Source organism: Ramlibacter lithotrophicus (assembly GCF_012184415.1).
In the GTDB taxonomy this organism is placed as follows: domain Bacteria; phylum Pseudomonadota; class Gammaproteobacteria; order Burkholderiales; family Burkholderiaceae_C; genus Ramlibacter; species Ramlibacter lithotrophicus.
The window spans coordinates 13,080-33,613 of sequence record NZ_VTOX01000015.1; the positions used below are offsets into that span (position 1 = coordinate 13,080).

Consider the following 20,534-nt stretch of genomic DNA (forward strand, 5'->3'; position numbering starts at 1 on the left):
GTTGTCAGTCCACCTGCGCGCCGGACAGGCGGACGGCCTCGGCCCAACGCTTCAGCTCGGCCTGGATATGCGCCTGGAAGGCTTGCGGCGTGCTGTTGTCCACGTCGCCACCCATGTCCTTCAGCTTGGCGGTGAACTCGGGAACGGCGACGATCTTCGCCACGTCGCGGTAGATGCGATTGGTCAGTTCCGGCGACATGGTTCCGGGGCCGAACAGCCCGAACCACGTGGCAGCCACGAACCCCGGCATCCCCGCCTCGGCAAACGTGGGCACGGAGGAAATAGCTTCCACGCGCTTGCTGTGCGCCAAGGCAATGGCCTTGAGCTTGCCCGCCTTGATGTGCGGCAGTGCGGCCGACAGGGTGACGAAGGCCATCGGGACCTGGCCGCCGATCAGGTCCGTGATCATCGGCGAGTCGCCCTTGTACGGCACGTGCGTCAGCGTCAGCTTGTTCTGGGCCTTGAACAGTTCCATCGTCAGGTGCTGCGGCGTTCCATTGCCGGTGGAGGCGAACGACATACCGGGATCGGACTTCGCCTTCGCGATCAGGTCGGACAGGCTCTTGACCGGCAGGGAAGGATTCGTCACCAGCACCAGCGGGATCGTGGAGGTGAGAGTGATGGGCGTGAAGTCCTTCACCGGGTCGAACGGCACTTTCTTGTAGAGGCTCGCCCCGATCGTGTGCGCCGCCGTCGTCATGTACAGCGTGTAGCCGTCGCCAGGAGCCCGGGCGACGAATTCGGCGGCGATGAGCGTGCCCGCCCCTGGCTTGTTCGCCACGACCACCGGGTGACCCCAGGACTGGGTGAGCTTGTCCGCAACCATGCGGGCAATCACGTCGGTCGCGCCGCCGGCCGGATACGGCACGACCAGGCTGACCGGCTTGGTCGGATAGTTCTGCGCGGTGGCGGCCAAAGGCAGGGCAATGGCGCAGGCCAGCAGCGCTCGCGCGCCGAAAGTCTTCAGATTCATGGCTTATCTCCTGAGTAATGGTTGTGGTTGATGGGTCGATCTGCGGTCAATCGGTCCAGCGCTTCCTTGCCCACATCCGGCGGAAACCGGCTTCGGACGCGTCGAGGCGCTTTTTCCACTCGGCGCCGGGCAGGTAATCCATTTCGGTGAACTGCTGCTTCATCTGCGCCTGGAACTCGGGACTGGCCGCGATCTGCCGCAGCGCAGCGGCGATCTTCTGCTCCACGTCGGCGGGCAGGCCCCTGGGGGCGACGATGCCGCGCTCGGAGGCGAACACGAGGTCGACGCCCTGCTCCTTGAACGTGGGCACGTCCGTGGCGAGACTGGACGGCTTCGCGCTTGCCTGCGCCAGCGGCCGCATGGTCTTGCCGGCCTGCGGCATCACTTCACCCAGGTTCAGGCCGCCGATGGTCACGTGTCCACCCAGCATGGCCGTCTTCAGCGGGCCCGCGCCCTGGAACGGGACGTGAAGCAGCCTGGTGCCGGTGAGTTCCTCGAACATCACCATCTGCAGGTGGTCGTCGGTTCCCGCGCCGGTCGAGCCATAGCTGATGGTGCCCGGAGCCCTCTTCGCGGCGGCGATCACTTCGGCAAGGTTCTTGTACGGGCTGCTCAGCGTGACGCTGAACGCGCTCGGATCGCGTACCAGGTTGCCCAGGTAGGTGAAGTCGGCGGTCGTGAAACCGGCGTCGCGCTCGATCGGCAGCGTCAGAACACCGGGAAAGTTGGTCATCCCGAGCGTGTAGCCATCAGCCTTGGCACGGGCGACGTAGCTCAGGCCAATGGCGCCGGAGGCCCCAGGTTTGTTGTTGACGACCACCTGGCCGCCCAGCGCCTTGCCCAGATGCTGGGCCAGCGTACGGGCCGTGATGTCGGTCCCGCCGCCGGCGGCGAAACCGACCACGATTTCGATCGGCCGGTCAGGCCAGGCGAATGCCGGCGCCGAAGCGCACAAGGCGGAAATGGCGACGGCGGTGCCGGCGAGCAGCGATTGCAGATTGTTCATTGGTTCCTTCTCCTCGGATCGGGCGCTACCTGGCGCGGGCTTCCTGCGCTTCGCGCCAGGCGAGCAGGCGGCGAATGCCTTCCTTCATCGAAACCTGCGGCTTCCATCCGATCACCTCACCGGCAAGATCGTGCGGGATGTGGAAGGCGCCACCCGACGTCAGGCGCACGGTTCCCGGAGGATCCGGCTTGATCTCGGGCTCCAGCGTGCTGCCGCAGTAGTCCAGTACCAGTTGCACCAGTTCTCCGGTGGTCACGGGCTCGGGGCCCGAGATGTTCATCGCCACGTCGGTCGCGGCGCTGCGGAACGCGGCGACGTTGGCGCGAGCCACGTCGGCGACGTTCACGAAATGCTTGGTGTCCTTGCCGTCTCCCGGCAGCACGGGCCGCTCACCGCGGCGCACCCGGTCGTAGGTTTCCATGATGTACAGCGCATTGGCGGCGCGGTAATGCTGCCGCTCGCCGTAGACGGTGGAATAGCGCAGCACGAGGTAGTCCTGTCCGTACTTCTGGTGGTACTGGCGGCACAGCTGCTCGCCCATGATCTTCGAGGCGCCGTACAGGATGGCCGCCGGCGGCGCCCCCGTCGAATGGAACGGCCCCCCCTCGGCCAGCGCCCCGACGATGCCGGTTCCGTAGCCGTACACCGCGTTTGAGGAGGCGAAGACCACCTTTTTCACCTTGTTGACGCGACAGGCCTCCAGCATGTTCTGCGCACCGCGGACGTTGACATCCACGGCTTCCCACGGCGTCTGCGAGAAACCCAGCGTCATGTAGGCCGCCAGGTGGAGCACGCCGTCCATGCCCTCGGTGGCCGCGATCAGCTCGTGCAGCCGCATGAGATCGCCCCTGACGATGCGAACGCGCGGGTTGTCCTTCAGGTGCGCGATGGCCTCGGGCGTGCCGAAGGCGAAGTTGTCGAGCAGCACCACTTCCTTGACGCCGGCCTCGAGGAGGCGGTCGGCCGTGTGCGAGCCCACGAGGCTGGCCGCGCCGGCGATGAGGATGCGCGAGCCGTCGAGATCGAGGGCCTTGCCCTGCTTTGCGGTAGTCATGTTCAGAGTCCCAGGGGTTTTTCGTGCATGCCGAAGAAGACGCTCTTGACCTGCGAATACAGGCGCAGGCCGTGGAAGCCCTTCTCGCGGCCGATGCCGCTGGCCTTGAAGCCGCCGAAGGCGGTGGCGATGTGCGATTGCTTGTACGTATTGATCCAGACCGAGCCGGCCTGCAGCTCGCGCGCCACGCGCCAGGCGCGGGCGTAGTCGCCCGTCCACATGCCAGCCGCGAGGCCGTACACGGTGCCGTTGCCTTGTGCGATCACGTCGGCTTCGTCCTCGAAGGGAAGGCACACCAGCACCGGGCCGAAGATCTCCTCCTGGCAGGCACGTGCCGTGTTGGGAAGCCCCTCGATCACGGTGGGCTGGTAGAACCAGCCGTTGGCGAGTGCCGGATCGTCCGGAAGGCCGCCGCCGACCAGCACCCGGCCGCCTTCGCTGCGGGCCAGGTCGACATAGCCGGCCACCTTGTCGCGGTGGGCGCGGGACACCAGCGGGCCCATCTGCGTCTTCGGGTCATGGGGCATGCCGACGCGCACATTCCTGGATCGCTCGACCAGCGCGTCCATGAAGCGTCCGTAGAGCGACTTCTGGACGAACAGACGGGTGCCCGCCACGCAGCTCTGCCCCGCCGAGCCGTAAATGCCGGAGGCGACGCCCGCCACCGCCTTGTCGAAATCGGCGTCGTCGAAGACGATATGCGGCGACTTGCCGCCCAGCTCGAGGCCGACGGGAATCAGGCGTTGGCCGGCGATGGCGCCGATGGCGCGGCCGGTCTCGGTGCCTCCGGTGAACGACACCATCCGCACGCCAGGATGCTTGACCAGAGCGGCGCCGACGTCCTCGCCGTATCCCGGCAGGACCGTGAGCAGGCCATCCGGCAGGCCGGCTTCGGTGCAGATGCGGGCGAGTTCGAGCGCCAGCTGGGGCGTCTCTTCCGACGGCTTCAGCAGCACCGCATTGCCGGCTGCCAGGGCCGGTGCCACCTTCTGCGCCTCGGCCATGATGGGCGAATTCCACGGCGTGATCGCCGCGATGACGCCGTAGGGCTCGGCAAGCGACATGGAGAAGTACTCGCCGCGCGGGCTCGTCACCTCGTTCTGCCATGTCTCGCACAACGCGGCGTAGTAGCGGAAGAAGTACGCCGCGTTGTCGACCATGTTCTGGCATTCCTTGAGCGGTTTGCCGCTGTCGAGCATCTGCAGCTGCGCCAGTGCCTCGCGCTCGGCCGTGATGCGCCGGCCGATCTCGTACAGCGTCGTCGCCCGTTGGTCTGGCCGCAGCTTGCGCCAAGGCGAGCTGCGGAATGCTTTCTCCGCGACCACGACGGCATCGTCCACATCGCGCGGCGTGGCGCGTGCCACGGTGCCGATCACCGACCCGTCACCGGCATAGATGGAACTGATGGTTTGGCCGCGGCCGTCGCGCCACTCGGCGCCGATGCGGAAAGGCTTGACTGTCTCTGCGTTCATGAGCGTTCCTGAGCAGGGTCTCCGGACCCGGACCAGCCGATCATGGTTGCGCGAGCGGTATTAGGGCAAATCGAAATTCGCGGTCTATTATTAGCCCATGACTATGAGCATCAAGTATCGGCCGCTGAAGGCGTTCCTGCTGGCGGTCCAGACCGGCTCCTTCACCCATGCAGCCGATCGGCTCGGCGTGACGCAGCCGTCGTTCACGGCGCTGATCCGCGACCTCGAGGACATTCTCGGGGTGCGGCTGTTCGATCGGAACACCCGTGGCATTGCGCTCACCGCCGCCGGCAAGGACTTCCTGGCCCGGATCGAGCGCCCGGTGGCCGATCTCGAGGAGGCGTACCGCAGCATCCTGGACCTGGCTGCGGTGCGGCGCGGTTCTGTCGTGGTAGGGTCGTTGCCATCGACGTCGCTGACCCTGGTTCCCCCGGCGTTGAGGATGCTGCGGGCGGCGCATCCGACACTGCGCGTCCGGGTCGTGGAGGCCCACAACGACGACCTGGTGACGATGGTGCGCACCAACCAGATTGAATTCGCGATCGCGGCGATGCTTGCGCCGGCAGCAGACCTGGCGTTCCAGCCGTTGCTCGAGGACGCGTTCGCTGCGGTGTTCCCCGCCGGCCACGAGCTGGCCGCGCGACCGCGCCTGCACTGGCGCGACGTCGCTCCCCACGACCTGATCCTGCTGTCCCGGGGCTCCAGCGTGCGCGAGCTCTACGACGAGGCCATGGGGGATCGCCCCTCGACGGCGACGGCAGCCTCGCGGTACGACGTCACGCACATGACGACCGCGATCCGGCTGGTGCGCCAGGGATTGGGCATCACCGTGCTCCCCTCGCTGGCATTGCCGGAGCTCGATCTCAAGGGCTTGCTGGCATGCAGGCTGGCGGACGCATCGGCCCGGCGAACCATCGGCGTCCTGCATCGCAAGGATCGAAGCCTCTCGGCGGCGGCGAGCGCTTTCGCGGCGCAGCTCGCCGCCGTGGCCGCCTCGGTGATCAGGGACGCTGGCGGGAAGGCCCGCAGCAAGCCCGCGGTTCCCCGTTAGGAGCTGCGCTTTCTTCGTCCCCCGATCACCTCCTCGGCGCCAGGATCTCCACCAGTTCGGGAATCAGCGCCTTGTCACCGGCGCGGCCCAGCGCGCGCTCGAGCGTCCCCAGCACCGCGGCGGCAATCTCCTTCTCAGCGCCGGCCTCTGCTGCCATGGCGTTGTAGTAGCCGAGGTCCTTGGCCGCATTGGCCACCGAGAAGCGCAGCCCGGAGACGTCGCGCGCCAGCAGGAAGGGCTTGAGGCGCTCCAGGGCGATGCCGCCGCCGCCGCCCTTGGCCAGCACGTCGACGAACACTTCGGGCGAAACGCCGCTCTGCTGTGCGCAGGCGGCAGCCTCCGCCAGCAGCGTCACCATGCCGAGCGAGACGTAGTTGTGCAGCAGCTTCATGCTGTGCCCGGCGCCGATGGGGCCGGCGTGCATGATGTTCTCGGCGAAGCAACGCAGCAGCGGCCGGCACTCCTCCAGCAGCGCCGCGTCGCCGCCCACCAGCAGGTTGAGGCGGCCCTCGGCGGCCTCCTTGGGCGTACGCGTCATCGGCGTGTCCAGGAAGCGGCCGCCCTTGGCCTGCACGGCCTGCGCCATGCGCGCCGTGGTGCCCGGGATCGAGGTCGAGCAATCGATCACGACGGTGCCCGCGCGCAGGCCCTTCAGCACACCGTCGGAACCGGTCAACACCGCTTCGACCTGCGGGGCGCCGGTCAGCACCAGGATCACCACGTCGGAGCGGGCGGCGAGCTCCGCCGCGCTGGTGAACGTGCGGGCGCCGCCCGCCTCCAGCGCATCCAGCGGCTGGTTGCCCGGGTGTTCGAGCACCGCCAGCTCGTAGCCGTGCTTCTGCACGTTGGTCGCGATGCCGTGGCCCATCATGCCGATGCCGACCATGCCGATGTTCTTCATTGCAGTCTCCAGTGAGTGAGTTCGCCGGCCCCGCGGCGAAAACCGTCAGCATACCTGCCGGCGCAGCCGCGGCAGCGAGCGTTCTCCGCCGGAAGGCGTCTTACTTGACCCCCACGCCGTCGGTGATGCGGTAGTACAGGCCGTACTGGTCGTCCTCGAGCAGCGCGAACTTGCCTTCCACCACGACCGGGTCGAGCGTGTAAGGCACCGGCGTGCGGGTGCGCACCTCCACCATGCTCTCGGGCCCGCCGGGCACGCAGAAGCCGCACGACAGCGGCACCGACGTCAGCAGGAAGTGGGTCTGCTTCTCGCCCGGCTCCAGCGGCATCATGAAGCCCTGCACCCGCTGCGTCTTCTGGTGCAGCGCCTGCTGCGGCTTGTCGAAGACGGGCAGCACCTTGTTCTTCTCGGTCTTCGTCTTCACGGCCGTCAGCAGCGACCACGGCACCACGTCGGAGCGTGCCGGCAACGGCGCGAACGGGCTGTTCGGGTCGTGGATGCCGGGGCCGGTGCCCAGCGGCACCGGTGCGCTCAACTGCGCTGCGGCGGACACGGCGATGAGGATGGCGGCAAGGCCGGCGGCGGCTCGTTTCATGGGGGGCTTCACCTGGGATTGAGCAATTCTGCGACATCGACGCGGTAGGCGCTGACGGCGGGGATCAGCGCGGCGAGCGTCGCCACGATCAGAGCGGCGGCCGGGATCCAGAGTTCCTCGGCGAGCCAGAGCCGCCCCGTCACGGGCAGCGAACGCTGGGCCTCCAGCATGGCACCGACCAGCCCGGCCAGCGCATGGCCGGCGGCCAGCCCCAGCGCCGACGCCAGCAGTGCCAGCCACCAGGCCTCGCACAGCAGCAGCGCCGCCACCTTGGCCGGGCGCGCGCCGAGCATGCGCAGCATCGCGAGATCGGCCCGCCGCTCGCGCACCGCGTTCCACAAGGCGATGAAGACGCCCAGGGCCGCCGTCAGCAGCAGCACCGCGCCGAAGCCGCGCAGCACGTCGGAGCCCACGCCCACCATCCGCAGCAGGCGCGAGACCTCCACCGCCGGGGCCGCGGCCTGCATGGCGGTGCTCGCGTTCACGAACCGCGGAAAGCTCACGGCGGCCAGCGGCGTCTTGTACTTGATCAGCGCCATGGTGACTTCGCGCTTCTCGTCCTGGGCGTGCGCCTTCCCGTCGGACGGCTGCGGAGTGTGCTCGTGCACCTCCCACACCGATTCGGTCGACGTCAGGACCAGGCGGTCGGCCACGCAGCCGCAAGGCTCGAGCACGCCCGTCACCTGGTACGGGTGTTCGCCGTGGCCCGCCCCGCCGCCGCCAGCGATGCCGTGGCTGCCGGCAAAGCTGTTGCCGGCCCGCAGGCCCGTGTCCTGCGCCACGTGGGCGCCAATCACGGCTTCGAGCGGCGCCTGCCAGGCACGCCCATGGTCCAGCGTCAGCCGGTAATGGGCGAGGTAATCGGCGTTGGTGCCGACGATGCGGAAACCGCGGAAGCTGTCGCCGAGGCTGAGCGGAATCAGTTTCGCGACGTGCGGATGGCGCGCAAGCCTTTCCACCTCCGCCAGCGGGATGTTGCCGGGCGGCACGTCGATGTGGAACACGCCCGCCAGGATCAGCTGCATCGGGCTGCCCTTGGCGCCCACTACCACGTCGATGCCGGCGAGGTCGCGCTCGAAGGCGCGGTCGACCTGCTCGCTGGCCAGCAGCACGAAGGTCATCGATGCCAGTCCCAGCGTGAGCAGCAGCAGGTTGAGCAGCGCGGCGAGCGGGCGCGACCAGAGGTAGCGGAACGACAGCGCGAGCGTCTTCACGCGACGGCCTCGCGCGCGGCAACCGGCGCCGCCAGCAGGTAGACCGAGGCGCCGGGCAGCGCGTCCTGCACGCGCCTGTCGTGCGTGGCGACAACGAGCGTGGCCTCGCAGCGGGCGGCCGCCTCGCGCAGCAACTTCACGGCGCTGGCGGCGGCGACATCGTCGAGGCTGGCGGTCGGCTCGTCGGCGAGGATCACGCGCGGGCTCATGAGGACGCTGCGCGCCAGCGCCACCCGCTGCGCCTGTCCGCCCGAGAGTTGCGACGGCCGCCGGTGCGCGAGCTCGGCCACGCCCAGCGCCTCGAGCGCCCGCTGCACGGCGGCGCCGTCCTCGGGCAGCCCCGCGGCATAGAACGCGAGCCCCAGGTTGCCAGCTACGGTGAGCGCCTGGCTCAGGTGCAGCCGCTGCGGCAGGAAGCCGAGGTGGCGCGAGCGCCAGCGGTCGCGGGCCGCGCCGGCGAGATCGCCCAGCGGTTGCCCCGCGACGACCATCTCACCCGCGGCCGGCGTGAGCAACCCCGCCGCCAGCGACAGCCAGGTCGACTTGCCCGTGCCGGAATTGCCGCGCAGCAGCAGCGTCCCGCCTTGTGGCACCGACACGTCCGGGAAGGACAGGTCCGGCCCGCCGGCGTAGGCGTAGCGCAGCGCTCGCGTCCGGATCACGCTTTCACCAGGTCGACAAAGGTCTTGCGGAACTTGGCCACCTTGGGCGCGGCCACGGCCATGCAATAGCCCTGGTGCGGGTTCTTCTCGAAGAAGTCCTGGTGGTACTCCTCGGCCGGCCAGTAGTTGGCCAGCGGCAGCACCTCCGTGACGATGGGCCGCCCGAACAGCTTGTCCTCGCCCATCTGCCGGATCATTTCCTGCGCCACCCGCTGCTGTTCTTCCGTCGTGTAGTAGATGCCGCTGCGGTACTGGGTGCCGGTGTCGGCGCCTTGCCGGTTCAGCGTCGTGGGGTCGTGGATGACGAAGAAGACTTCCAGGATCTGGCGCACGCTGATCTGCGCCGGGTCGTAGGTGAGCTTGACCACCTCGTTGTGGCCCGTCGTCCCGGTGCACACCTGCTCGTAACTCGGCCGCTCGACGGTGCCGTTGCTGTAGCCGGACTCGACGTCGGTCACGCCGCGCACCTTGACGTAGACCGCTTCGGTGCACCAGAAGCAGCCGCCGCCGAGGACGATCGTTTCGAGCGCAGTGGACATGGATGACTCCTTGCTGAAGAAGCGCCATCGTAGCGGCGGCGTCCGGGCGCTTCACCGCGCCCCCTCGATCACCCCTCGTAGCGCTTGCCGGTCGCCATCAGGTCGGGCGTTCCGATCAGGCCGTTGAGCTGGTCGAAGTCCAGCATCCGGCCGCGCCACGGCGCCGTCGTGCCGTGCTGGCGCAGGCTCGCGTAATAGCCTTGCAGCGTGTGCGCCACGGCCCGCGCCGTGCCGCCTGGAAAGATGACGATGCGAAAGCCCCGTCGCCCCAGTTCCCCCGCGTCCTGCACCGGTGTCTTGCCGCCCTCGACCATGTTGGCCAGCAGCGGCACGCGCTGCGAGAAGCGGGCGCAGGCCGCGTCCATGTGTTCCGGCGAGCGCAGGGCTTCGACGAACAGCGCGTCGACGCCGCACTCGAGGTAGCGTTCGGCGCGCTCCAGCGCCGCCTCGAGGCCTTCCACCGCCAAGGCGTCTGTGCGCGCCAGGATCAGCGTTTCCGGGGAGCGCCGGGCATCGAGCGCCGCCCGCAACTTGCCCTGCATTTCGGCAACCGGTACCACGCCCTTGCCGTCGAGATGGCCACAGCGCTTGGGAAAGGTCTGGTCCTCCAGCTGGATCATGGCGGCGCCGGCGCGCTCGAACTCGCGCACGGTGCGCTGCGTGTTGAGCGCATTGCCGAAGCCGGTGTCGGCGTCGACGATCACCGGCAGCCGCACGCGGTCGGTGACGAGCGCCAACGTCTGCGCGACCTCTGTTGCCGTCGTCAAGCCGACGTCGGAGCGGCCCAGCCGCGTGTAGGCGATGGAGGCGCCGGAAAGGTACAGCGCCTCGAAGCCGGCCTGTTCCGCGATAAGCGCGCTGAACGCGTCGTAGATGCCGGGTGCGAGCAGCGGTTGCGCCGACTGCAGGCGTTGCCGCAAGGTCATGTCGATTCCTTGGCTGAAAGCAGTTGGGCCGCCGTGGCGGCCGAGATCGCGCCGCCGGCAACGGCGCTGAGCAAGCCGTTGCCCGAAAGATAGCCCCACACGGCGTTGCCCGAGACGCCGCGCGCCGCGCCGCCGGCGGCCAGCAGGTTGGGCCAGGGCGAGCCGTCCTGCCGCAGCACGCGGCAGTGCGCGTCGATGTCCAGGCCGCCCTGGGTGTGGAACAGCGCGCCGGTCACCTTCACCGCGTGGTAGGGCGGCGCGAGGGCGCGTGCGAAGCGCCGGCCGTCGTCCGCGACCGCCCCCGGCCTCACGCCGTCCAGCGTCGCCTGCAGGACGGCGGGGTCGCAGCCGATCATCGCGGCCAGATCGGCGACGTTCGCAGCGGTGCGCACGGCGCCCGCCGCCCGCGCCTCCACAAAATCCGGAAACTGCTGCGCGAATTGAAGCAGCGGCGTGTCGAAGACGTCCCACGCGATGCCGCCGGGCTGCGCCAGCACCTGCACCGCGGCCTCCGAATAGCCCTGCGTCTCGTCGTGGAAGCGCCGGCCCTGCGCATTGACCTGGATTCCGCCTTCCGTCATCAAGGCCCACGAGATCAGGATTCCTTGCGCCTCGGCCCACGAGCCATGGCCCTGGTAGCCGCCGAGGTCCGCCAGCCGCGCCGCCAGCGCCCGCCCCCACGCGATGGCGCTGCCGTCGTTGCCGGCATGGCCGCCGAAGGTGGCATCGGCCATCTCGGGCAGCAGTTCACGCACCAGTTCGCGGTTGCCGCCGAAGCCGTTGCAGGCCAGCACCAGCACGTCGCAGCGCAGATGCTCGGTCGTGCCATCGGGGCGCACGAAACCCAGGCCCACGGCCGCGCCGTCCTGCATCCACAGCTGCGTGACCCGTGCCTGGGTGATCACCGGTACCTCCGCGGCATCGGCGGCGCGGCGCAGGCGCTGCATCAGGCCGGCGCCGGTGCGCTCCGGCACGGCGTGCATCCGCGGCCTGGTGTGGCCCGGATAGAGAAAGCCTTCCAGCACCTCGAACTGCAATCCGTGCCCACCGGCCAACGCGTCGAGGGCCGGAGCGATGGCCCGCGCGTAGGCCTCGACGAGGTGGGGCGCCGCCGTGCCGCGGGCCTTGGCCTGGATGTCGGCGGCGAATCGCTCCGCGCTGTCTTCGATGCCTTGCGCGCGCTGCGCGGTGGTCCCCGCGGCGGGAATGAAACCCGAGGAGAGTGCGGTGGAGCCAGCAGGCGCCGCGTCGCGCTCCAGCACGACGCATTCCCGGGAGCGGCCGGCCAGCATCAATGCACTGGTGAGCCCGCAGGCGCCGGCGCCGACGATCGCCACCGGTACCTGCGGCGCGTCGGCGGGCATTGGCCCCGCGCAGACCTCAGGCGCCACTTCCGCCGCCATCGCTTCAGGCCGTGGGACGGAACAGGTACTGGCCGTCCGGTTTGCCGATCACCCGGCCGTCCTGGCAGATCAGCGTCCCGCGCAGGAAGGTCTCCTCGACCCGCGCGGACAGCTCCAGCCCCTCGAACGGCGTGTAGCCCTGGGTCGAGGGCGAGTCCTTGGCCGAGATGGTCCAGGTGCGCGCCGGATCGACCAGCGCGAGGTCGGCGTCGTACCCTTCCGCGATGTCGCCCTTGCTGTTGAGGCCGAAGCGCTGCGCCGCGTTCCAGCTCGTCACCCTGGCCATGTGGTTGTAGCTCATGCCGCGGCGCGTGCCTTCGCTCACCAGCGCCGGCAGCAGGTACTCGGTGCCGCCGAAGCCGCTCTTGGCCATCCAGATGTTGCCGAAGTAGCGCTTGGGAATCTTGGTCTCGTGGCGGCAGCACGCGTGGTCGCTCACCACCCAGTCCAGCTCCTCGGCCAGCAGCGCATTCCACAGGAATTCGACGTCGGCGCGGGGACGGATCGGCGGATTCACCTTGGCCAGTTCCGCCGCCGGGCTGTCGATGTCGAGCATCAGGTGGCCGATGGTGACCTCGCGCTTGAAGTCGATGTGCGGGAACACGTCGGCCATCATCAGCGCCGCCTGCACCGCCTTGCGCGACGACAGGTGCAGCAGGTTGATGTTGGGCAGCGCCGTCTCGTTGGCGAGGTAGCTGGCGATGAACACGGCCAGCCCTTCCGAATGCTGCGGCCGCGACGCGCTGTAGGCCGCCAGCCCGGAGAGCGACTTGTCCTTCTCCACCAGCTTGGTGTAGGCCGTCATGATCTCGGCCGTCTCGCAGTGCAGCGACAGCGAGATCTGGTGCGCGCGGTCCGGCAGCTTCTCGCGGGCGGCCTGGATGGCGCGCATGACGAACTCGAAATGGGCGTAGTCGTAGCGCTCGCCCTCCCCGATCATCAGGAACTCGCGCTGGCTGTCGCTGGCGCCGTGCAGGCCGTGCGAGCCGTAGAACATGAAGATCTTGAAGCTGGCGACGCCGAACTTCTCGATCAGGGTCTCGATCTCGGTGTTGTGCGTGCTGTCCATTGGCGCCAGGTGGAAGCCGTAGTCCACGTGGAAGCGCCCTTTCGACAGCTCCAGCACCTCGGGATAGAAATCGCGGTACGGCCCGCCCTTGTTCAGGTAGTACTGGCCGGTGCGGAAGTAATTCAGGCTGGACGTGACGCCCCCCATCGCCGCCGCCTTGCTCTCGCTGACGGCGTCCTCGACCAGCGGCGAGTAGATGCCGCTGTGCATGTGCGCGTCGACGACGCCGGGAAACGCCAGCCGGCCCTTGCCGTCGTGCACCGTCTTCGCCAGGGACGGGTCGATGCCCGGCGCCACCTTGGCGAACTTGCCGCCGGCGATGGCGATGTCGGACTCGTGCACCGTGTTGCCGTGGGGCCGCACCACGCGCACGTTCCTGATCAGCAGGTCATAGACGGGAGCGCTCATGGGGTGGTCCTCCGTGAAGAGCGTTGTTGCAACTGCGCGAGCAGGCCCCCGGCCGCGACCATGTCGAGCAGGAACCCGGGAATCGGCTGGGTGGGCAGCAGCTCGCCGCCCGGACGCACGATGCGCCCGGCCGCGGCGTCGAAATCGATGCGCTCGCCCTCGGTGATCTCTTCGGCCCGCTCGCACGTGAGCAGCAGCAGCCCGACATTGAATGCGTTGCGGAAATACAGGCCGCTGAAGGACGGCGCCACGACGGCGGCGAGCCCCAGGTGCACCAGCGCCGAAGCAGCCTGCTCGCGCGACGAGCCGATGCCGAAGTCGGGGCCCGCCACCAGCACGTCGCCGGGCCGCACGCCGGCGGCGAAGTCCGGGCGCACCGATTCCAGGCAATGGCGCGCGACGACCTCGATGCCGTGCTTCATCGCATGGCCGGGCGCCAGCTGGTCGGTATCGACCTGCGCGCCGACCCGCCACACGCGCGCACCGGCGGCGGCAATGGCGGTCATGGCCGCGCCTCCGCCAGCACTTCGCGTGGATCGCTGATCACGCCCCGCAGCGCGGAGGCCGCCACCGTGTACGGCGACGCGAGATAGACCTGCGCCGTCGGCGAACCCATGCGGCCCTTGAAGTTGCGCGCCGTGCTGGAGATCACCGTGGTGTGGTCCTCCATGACGGCGCCGTAGCCGGCGCAGGCGCCGCAGGCCGTGGCGTACAGCTGCGCGCCGGCGTCCACCAGCGCCTGCAGCACGCCTTCGGCGCGCGCCGCCTCCTGGTCGGCGATGCTGGCCGGCGCCACCATCAGCCGCACGCCGGGGGCGACGCGCCGGCCGCGCAGCACCTGCGCCGCCGCCCGCAGGTCCTCGAGCTTGGCGCCGGTGCAGGCGCCGATGTAGGCGACGTCGACGGGCGTGCCGGCGTGCTCGGACACTGCCTTCGCGTTGGCCGGGCTGTGCGGCGCCGCCACCACCGGGGCCAGGTCCGCGGCGTCGAATCGGTGCGTCTCGCAGCCGGGCAGCGCGAGCGCCTCCGGATCGGTGAACAGCCCGGCGATGTCGACGCCGGGCGCGCCGTGCGCCGCGAGCCAGTCCACCGTCGTGGCATCCGGCGCGACCAGTCCCACCTGCGCCCCGAGTTCGGCACTCATGTTCGCCAGGGTCATGCGCTCGGCCATGCCGAGGGCCTGCACGGCGTCGCCGCAGAACTCGATCGCCTGGTAGGCGCCGCCGTTCATGCCGAACCGGCCGATCATGTGCAGCATCATGTCCTTGGCCAGCACGCCGGGAGCGAGCTGCCCGTCCCACTGCATCCGGGTCGTGCGCGGCACCTGCAGCCAGATCTCTCCCGTGACGACCACCCCCAGCATCTCGGTCGCGCCGACGCCGAACATGTAGGCGCCGAACGCGCCGCCGGTCGGCGAGTGCGAATCGCCGCCGACGCAGAACATTCCGGGACGGATGTGCCCGTGCTGCGGCACGACGACGTGGCAGATGCCCTGGCTGTCGTAGACGTGCGGCAGGCGCTGGTCGCGCGCCCATTCGCGCGCGATCCGCACGATGCGGCGCGAATCGTCGTCCTGCTCGGGCACGTAGTGGTCCATTACCAGGACCACGCGGGACGGGTCCCAGATGGACGCGCCCAGCGACTCCAGCATCGGCTTCAGTCGGCGCGGGCCCGACGAGTCGTGGAACATGGCCAGGTCGACCTTGCAGGTGACGATCTCTCCCACCGGCACCTCACTGCGCCCGCATGCGCGGGCCACGAGTTTCTGCGCCAAGGTCTGGGGGATGTTCATGGGATCACAAGCCGAGATAGGCGCGGCGCAGCTCGTCGCTGCCGAGCAGTTCGGACGGCAGCCCGGAAAACCGTACGGCGCCATTCTCCAGGACGTAGGCGCGGTCCGCCACCTCCAGCGACTGGCCGACGTTCTGCTCGACCAGCAGGACGGCCAGGCCACCGTCGCGCAGGCTGCGGATCAGCGCGAACAGCTCCTCCACCAGGATCGGCGACAGGCCCAGCGACGGCTCGTCGAGGATCAGCAGGCGCGGCTCGGCCATGAGCCCGCGGCCGATCGCGAGCATCTGCTGCTCGCCGCCGCTGAGCGTCCCGGCCAGTTGCGCGGCACGCTCGCGCAGGCGCGGAAACAGCTCCAGGGCGCGCTCCAGGTTCTGCCCCCGGCGCTCGCGCCCGCGCGCATAGGCGCCCAGCTCCAGGTTCTCGCGCACCGTCAGGTTGGGAAAGATGCGGCGCCCTTCGGGCACCTGGATCAGCCCGGCGCGGACGACGTCGCGGTAATGGGCGCGAGTCAGGTCCGCGCCATCGAAAGCAATGCGGCCCGACCATGCGCGCACCAGCCCGGACACGACGTTGTTCAAGGTGCTCTTGCCGGCGCCGTTGCTGCCCAGCAGCGCCACGGCCTCGCCGTCGCCGACCCGCAGGTCGATGCCACGCAGCACTTCGACGGCGCCGTAGCCGGCCCGCAGGCCCTGCACCTGGAGCAGCGCGGTCATGCCGGCGCCTCCTGCGCGCGCAAGCGCGCCGCCGCGCCGTGGCCGAGGTAGGCCTCGATCACCCGCTCGTCGCGCGTCACCTCGCCGGGCGTTCCCTGCGCGATCAACTGGCCCTGCGCCAGCACCCACACGTGGCCGGCCAGGTTCATGACGGCCTGCATCACGTGCTCGATCATCAGCACCGTGACGCCGCCGGCGTTGATGTCGCGCACGACCGGGATCATGTCGGCGATCTCGGTCGGATTCAGCCCGGCGAGCACTTCGTCGAGCAGCAGCAGTCGCGGCCCGGTGGCCAGCGCCCGTGCCAGTTCCAGCCGCTTGCGCCCGGCCACCGTGAGGTCGGCGGCCGGCTTGTCCAGGTGCGGCGCCAGCCCGACCCGCTGGGCGACGATCTCCGCATGCTCCAGGGCGGCGCGCCGGCTCGCCAGCCGCAGGTGGGCGCCGACGGCGATGTTCTGGCGCACCGTCTGCTGCGCGAACGGCTGGACGATCTGGAACGTGCGCGTCATGCCGGCGAGCGCATTCCGATGCGGCTCGCGGCCGGTGATGTCCTCGCCGGCGAAGCGGATGCGCCCGCGATCCGGCTTGAGGAATCCCGACATCAGGGCGAACAAGGTGGTCTTGCCGGCGCCGTTGGGGCCGATCAGCGCCGCCAGGCTGCCGGCCGGAACCTCCAGGGTGACGTCGCGCACCGCCTGCAGCCCGCCGAAGGAGCGGGAGACGCCGTCGAGCGCCAGCAGCGCCTTAGCCACGCCGGTCCCCTTCCCTGCGGCGCCAGCGCAGCGGCACGCCCATGCCGGCGATGCCGCGCGGCAGGAACATGACGATCAGCACCAGCACGGCGCCGTAGATCACCATGTTGATGCCGGGCAATGCGCCGAACAGGTTGCGAGTCAGGTCCGCCAGCAGGTGCAGAGCAATCGCGCCGAGCACCGGCCCCCACAGCGTGCCCATGCCGCCGACGATCGCCGCCACCAGCGCCTCGACCGAGGTCGCCGGGCCGTACGCGATGCCGGGGTCGATGTACTGGAACACCTGCACGTAGAACGCGCCGCCCGCGCCCATCAGCGCGCCGGACAGGCAGATCGCGCCCAGCTTGATGCGGAACGGATCGACGCCGACGGCTCGCGCCGCGTCCTCGTTGTCGCGCACCGCCTGCAGCCAGGCGCCGAAACGCGAGTGCCGCAGCCACGCGCTCACGAGCAGCGCGGCCGTCACGAAGGCGAGGATCAGCCACAGGTAGCCGGCGCGGTCCGCGAACTGCATGTTGGCCGCCGACTCGCGCAGCGGCACCATCAGCCCGACGCCGGCGCCGGTGAACGGCACCGACAGCGCGACGATCCGGAACACCTCCGCGAAGGCCAGCGTGACCAGCGCGAAATAGGAACCCTTCAGGCCGTAGCGGAAGGACAGTGCGCCGACGAACAGCGCGACGGCGGCGCTCGCGGCGAGCGCCAGCGGCAGCGCCAGCCAGGGATTGACCCCGTGCAGCTGCGCGATCGCCTGGGCGTAGGCGCCTGTGCCGAAGAACAGCGCATGGCCGAAGGAGAACTGGCCGCCGAAGCCGCCCAGGATGTTCCAGGCCTGGGCCAGCAAACACGCGTACAGGGCCATCATGGCGAAGTTGAGGACCACGCCCGACGACGTGGCAAGCGGGATGCAGGCCACCAGCGCGGTGAACAGGGCGATCGCGGGGAGATCCCTCACCGTCTTAGCCTCTCGCCCCGAACAACCCCTGCGGCCGCAGCAGCAGGACCAGGATGAAGATCGCGAAGATGCCGACCTGTCCCAGCGACTCGCCCAGGTAGAGGCCACCGAGGGACTCCACGACGCCGACGATCAGCCCGCCCAGCAGCGCCCCGGCGAAACTGCCCATGCCGCCCAGGACGACGATGGTGAAGGCGACCAGCACGAAGCCGGTGCCCACCTGCGGATTGACGTAATAGGCGGGCAGCAGGAAGCAGGCGGCGGCGCCGAGGCAGGCAAAACCGATGCCGAAGCTCATGGCGTACACATGGTCGACGTCGATCCCCATGAGGCGGGCGCCCTGCTTTTCCTTGGCGACGGCGCGGATGGCCCGGCCGAGGTCGGTCTTCGCCATCAGCAGCATCAGCAGCGCGGAGACCAGCAGCGCGCCGCCGAACGCGATCAGCTTGGTCAGCCCGATCATGGCCGGCCCGATCGCCACGGTGGTGAGGGTGTAAGCGGTGTCGATCGTGCGGGTGTCGCTCTTGAACAGCAGCAGCGCCCCGTTCTCCAGCACGATGGCCAGCCCCAGCGTCACCAGCAGGATGTTCTCGTCCTTGCCGTGGCTGGCGCGGTTGACGACCGCGCGCTGCAGGCCGTAGCCGAGCGCGAACATCGCCGGCACGACGGCCGGCAGCGCCAGGTAGGGGTCGATCCCGAACCGCTCCTTGAGCAGGTACACCGCGTACAGCGCCACCATCAGCGCCGCCCCGTGGGCGAAGTTGATGATGTGCAGCACGCCGTAGATCAGCGTCAGGCCCAGAGCCACCAGCGCGTACACCGCGCCGGTGGTGATGCCGTTGAGGACGGCGGGAAACAGGATGCTCAGTTCCAGCATGCGCGGGGCCGGCTCCTCAGGCGCGCAACGGGAAGACCGGCTCGATCTCGCGGTACTCGCGCGGCACGATCACCTTGATGTCGTTCTTCGCCACCTGCGTCATGAGCGGCTGCGCCCCGGTGTTCTGCCCGTTCACGAACTTCGTCGGCCCGTACGGCATGAAGTGGTCGGAGAAGGTGCTGGCCTCCAGGGCGGCGGTGATGGCGGCGCGATCGGCGCTCTTGGCCCGGTTGATCGCGTCGGCCAGCAGCATCATGGCCGTGTAGGTGTTGAAGATCTCGTAGGTGTAGAACAGGTTCTTCGCTTCGACGCGCTTTCGCAGTTCGGCCGAGCGCTTGTCCTTCGGATTGAACCAGTGGTTGCAGTCGATGATGCCGTTGGCGGCGTCGGGAAACTCCTTGACGAACTTGTAGCTGGAGGCCGCGCCGCCCAGCACCGAGTAGATCGCCTTGGGCGTCACCTTCTGCTGCTGCATGGTGCGCACCAGCAGCGCGTACTCGTTGTAGTAGTTGGCGGGGATGACGATGTCGGGGTTGACGGCCTTCATCCGCAGCACGATGTTGTTGAAGTCGCGCGTGGGATTGGCGTGCTTGATGACCTCCTTGACCTCGTAGCCGTAGCCTGGCAGTTCGCGCGCCAGCAGGTTCGCCGTGCCGGTGCCGAACAGCGACTCTTCGTGGACGATCATCACCGTCCTGGCGGGTTTGCCGGCCGCGGTGTTCAGCACGTGCAGGTTGGCCACCGCGATCTCGGCGCACTTCTTGTAGCCGGGGCCGAACCGGAACGTGTTCTTCAGGCCGCGCTCGACGATCTGGTCGGCGACCCCGACGTCGACCACGTGCGGCAGGTTGTACTTGGCGGCGGCCTGGGTGGTGGCCAGGCAGATGGCGGACGCATAGGCGCCGAGCACGGCGGCGACGCCCGCCTCGTTCATCTTCTCGACCTCGGCGGTACCGGCCTGCGGCGTGGACTGGGCGTCCCCGAGCAGCGCCTCGATCTTCGCGCCGCCCAGCGACTTGATGCCGCCCGCCTTGTTGATGTCCTCGATGGCCATCAGCGCGCCTTGCCGGCACTGCGAGCCCGAAAACGCGAGCGCCCCGGTCACCGGGTGCAGCACGCCGATCTTGACGGCGCGCGGCTGGGCGCCGGCGACCAGCGGGACGGCGACGGCCGAGGCGGCGGCGGCCGTTTGCGTCAGAAACAAGCGACGGGTGCTCATGGTCTTTGCTCTCCTGGAGTGGCAAAAGCTACTGAAAGTGGGCGGCGAGGTCGGTGCTCACCCACACCTTCGCGTCGATGCTGCCGACGCGCGACAACTGCATCTCGTACTCGTAGCGGTCGGGCCGGTACAGCCCGTGCAGCCACTGCACCGGGCGCTCCTGCTCGTCGAAGATCAGGCGCCGCACGGCCAGCAGGGCGCTGCCGACCGGCAGGTCCAGGTGGCGGGCAACGTCGGCGTCCGCGAGCCGGGCCGAGATCGTCTGCACGGCGCGGCCGACCTTGACGCCGGACTGCTCCAGCAGCAGCAGGATCGGCTTGGCCTCGAGGTCGCGCCGGCCGAAGCCCCGCGCCACTTCCGCGGGAACGTAAGTGGTGATGTGCGACAGCGGCCCGGCGGCGGTGCTGCGCACCCGCACCGCCTTCTGCACCGGGGCGCCCGGCGCCAGCCGCAGCGCGCCGGCGACGCTGTCGGACGCCGCCACGGTCGCCACGTCGAGGACCTTCACGGTGGTGCGCAATCCCATGCTCACCAGGTTCTCCAGCAGCCCCGTCAGGTGGGTGCGCATCGGCTCGGTCCCGGCCGCGGCGGGCGGGGGGCCGGGGTCGAGCGGCCGCGTGCCGCGCCCGGGTTCGCGGGCGATGAGGCCTTCCCGCGCCAGTTCTGCCAGGGCCCGCCGCACCGTGACGCGCGCCACGCCGAACTGCTCCATCAGGGCCAGTTCGCCCGGCAGTCCCGCCGCGAACCGGCCTTCGCGCACCTGCTCGCGCAGCACCAGGTAGATCCGGTGGTACTTGGGCAGGGGCAGCGGGTGCGCCATGGACGGCATCGTCGGCGGCGTCAAATGTCCTGTCACTAGGACAATTACCACCCCGGCCGGGCGCGAAAAACATCTGACCTGCCGCAATAAGGCTCCGCGGAAGGCTTGACCGGAATGCGTGAAAAAGTTAC

21 protein-coding genes are annotated in these 20,534 nt (G+C 69.5%); 1 reads left to right on the forward strand and 20 read right to left on the reverse strand.

Features of this window, described 5'->3' with window-relative positions; genetic code table 11:
• Positions 1-4: 4 nt before the first annotated feature.
• The 4 genes from RAMLITH_RS25080 to RAMLITH_RS25095 are packed head-to-tail and all read right to left on the reverse strand — an operon-like array spanning position 5 to position 4,505.
• Positions 5-973, reverse strand: coding sequence for a Bug family tripartite tricarboxylate transporter substrate binding protein (locus RAMLITH_RS25080; protein ID WP_168110206.1), 969 nt, complete (start codon positions 971-973; stop codon positions 5-7).
• Between the two features lie 46 nt (positions 974-1,019).
• Positions 1,020-1,979 (reverse strand): tripartite tricarboxylate transporter substrate binding protein, encoded by a 960-nt coding sequence (locus RAMLITH_RS25085; protein WP_168110207.1) that lies wholly within the window; start codon positions 1,977-1,979, stop codon positions 1,020-1,022.
• A gap of 25 nt (positions 1,980-2,004) precedes the next feature.
• Positions 2,005-3,033, reverse strand: a complete 1,029-nt coding sequence (locus tag RAMLITH_RS25090; RefSeq protein ID WP_168110208.1) for an NAD-dependent epimerase/dehydratase family protein — start codon at positions 3,031-3,033, stop codon at positions 2,005-2,007.
• 2 nt (positions 3,034-3,035) lie between these two features.
• Positions 3,036-4,505 (reverse strand): aldehyde dehydrogenase, encoded by a 1,470-nt coding sequence (locus RAMLITH_RS25095; protein ID WP_168110209.1) that lies wholly within the window; start codon positions 4,503-4,505, stop codon positions 3,036-3,038.
• Positions 4,506-4,608: 103 nt separating this feature from the next.
• On the opposite strand from RAMLITH_RS25095, the gene RAMLITH_RS25100 reads away from it, so the two are divergent.
• A complete protein-coding gene (locus tag RAMLITH_RS25100) occupies positions 4,609-5,556 on the forward strand; it encodes a LysR family transcriptional regulator (RefSeq protein ID WP_238344396.1) in 948 nt (315 codons plus the stop codon).
• Between the two features lie 25 nt (positions 5,557-5,581).
• On the opposite strand, the gene RAMLITH_RS25105 is transcribed toward RAMLITH_RS25100, so the two are convergent.
• The 16 genes from RAMLITH_RS25105 to RAMLITH_RS25180 form a co-directional block, all read right to left on the reverse strand.
• Entirely contained in the window at positions 5,582-6,469 is an 888-nt protein-coding gene (locus RAMLITH_RS25105) for an NAD(P)-dependent oxidoreductase (protein ID WP_272954224.1), read from the reverse strand.
• A gap of 88 nt (positions 6,470-6,557) precedes the next feature.
• Positions 6,558-7,052, reverse strand: coding sequence for a DUF3299 domain-containing protein (locus RAMLITH_RS25110; protein WP_168110212.1), 495 nt, complete (start codon positions 7,050-7,052; stop codon positions 6,558-6,560).
• Positions 7,053-7,060: 8 nt separating this feature from the next.
• Positions 7,061-8,266 carry an FtsX-like permease family protein gene (locus RAMLITH_RS25115; protein WP_168110213.1) on the reverse strand — a complete coding sequence of 402 codons (1,206 nt, stop codon included), beginning with the start codon at positions 8,264-8,266 and terminating at the stop codon, positions 7,061-7,063.
• Complete coding sequence (locus RAMLITH_RS25120) at positions 8,263-8,928, reverse strand: ATP-binding cassette domain-containing protein (RefSeq protein WP_168110214.1); 666 nt, start codon at positions 8,926-8,928, stop codon at positions 8,263-8,265. The genes RAMLITH_RS25115 and RAMLITH_RS25120 overlap by 4 nt, the downstream gene beginning before the upstream one ends.
• The gene (gene msrA / locus RAMLITH_RS25125) at positions 8,925-9,467 is read right to left on the reverse strand and encodes a peptide-methionine (S)-S-oxide reductase MsrA (protein WP_168110215.1); all 543 of its coding nucleotides are present in this window, start codon (positions 9,465-9,467) and stop codon (positions 8,925-8,927) included. The genes RAMLITH_RS25120 and msrA overlap by 4 nt, the downstream gene beginning before the upstream one ends.
• Before the next feature lie 68 nt (positions 9,468-9,535).
• Entirely contained in the window at positions 9,536-10,393 is an 858-nt protein-coding gene (locus RAMLITH_RS25130; RefSeq protein WP_168110216.1) for an isocitrate lyase/PEP mutase family protein, read from the reverse strand.
• Positions 10,390-11,757: an FAD-dependent oxidoreductase gene (locus RAMLITH_RS25135; RefSeq protein ID WP_238344397.1), complete on the reverse strand. Its 1,368-nt coding sequence runs from the start codon at positions 11,755-11,757 to the stop codon at positions 10,390-10,392. Before RAMLITH_RS25135 ends, RAMLITH_RS25130 begins: the two co-directional genes overlap by 4 nt.
• A 43-nt stretch (positions 11,758-11,800) precedes the next feature.
• Positions 11,801-13,273, reverse strand: a complete 1,473-nt coding sequence (locus tag RAMLITH_RS25140) for a dihydroorotase (RefSeq protein WP_168110218.1) — start codon at positions 13,271-13,273, stop codon at positions 11,801-11,803.
• Positions 13,270-13,779, reverse strand: a complete 510-nt coding sequence (locus RAMLITH_RS25145; protein WP_168110219.1) for a LeuD/DmdB family oxidoreductase small subunit — start codon at positions 13,777-13,779, stop codon at positions 13,270-13,272. Before RAMLITH_RS25145 ends, RAMLITH_RS25140 begins: the two co-directional genes overlap by 4 nt.
• Positions 13,776-15,065: a 3-isopropylmalate dehydratase large subunit gene (locus RAMLITH_RS25150; RefSeq protein ID WP_168110220.1), complete on the reverse strand. Its 1,290-nt coding sequence runs from the start codon at positions 15,063-15,065 to the stop codon at positions 13,776-13,778. The genes RAMLITH_RS25145 and RAMLITH_RS25150 overlap by 4 nt, the downstream gene beginning before the upstream one ends.
• A gap of 4 nt (positions 15,066-15,069) precedes the next feature.
• Positions 15,070-15,780, reverse strand: coding sequence for an ABC transporter ATP-binding protein (locus RAMLITH_RS25155; RefSeq protein ID WP_168110221.1), 711 nt, complete (start codon positions 15,778-15,780; stop codon positions 15,070-15,072).
• Positions 15,777-16,532, reverse strand: a complete 756-nt coding sequence (locus RAMLITH_RS25160) for an ATP-binding cassette domain-containing protein (RefSeq protein WP_168110222.1) — start codon at positions 16,530-16,532, stop codon at positions 15,777-15,779. Before RAMLITH_RS25160 ends, RAMLITH_RS25155 begins: the two co-directional genes overlap by 4 nt.
• On the reverse strand, positions 16,525-17,487 hold the full coding sequence (locus RAMLITH_RS25165) for an ABC transporter permease subunit (protein WP_168110223.1): 963 nt from the start codon (positions 17,485-17,487) through the stop codon (positions 16,525-16,527). The genes RAMLITH_RS25160 and RAMLITH_RS25165 overlap by 8 nt, the downstream gene beginning before the upstream one ends.
• Before the next feature lie 4 nt (positions 17,488-17,491).
• The gene (locus RAMLITH_RS25170; protein ID WP_168110224.1) at positions 17,492-18,364 is read right to left on the reverse strand and encodes a branched-chain amino acid ABC transporter permease; all 873 of its coding nucleotides are present in this window, start codon (positions 18,362-18,364) and stop codon (positions 17,492-17,494) included.
• A gap of 16 nt (positions 18,365-18,380) precedes the next feature.
• Positions 18,381-19,583, reverse strand: coding sequence for an ABC transporter substrate-binding protein (locus RAMLITH_RS25175; RefSeq protein WP_168110225.1), 1,203 nt, complete (start codon positions 19,581-19,583; stop codon positions 18,381-18,383).
• Positions 19,584-19,611: 28 nt separating this feature from the next.
• The gene (locus tag RAMLITH_RS25180) at positions 19,612-20,403 is read right to left on the reverse strand and encodes a GntR family transcriptional regulator (protein ID WP_168110226.1); all 792 of its coding nucleotides are present in this window, start codon (positions 20,401-20,403) and stop codon (positions 19,612-19,614) included.
• Positions 20,404-20,534: the final 131 nt, after the last annotated feature.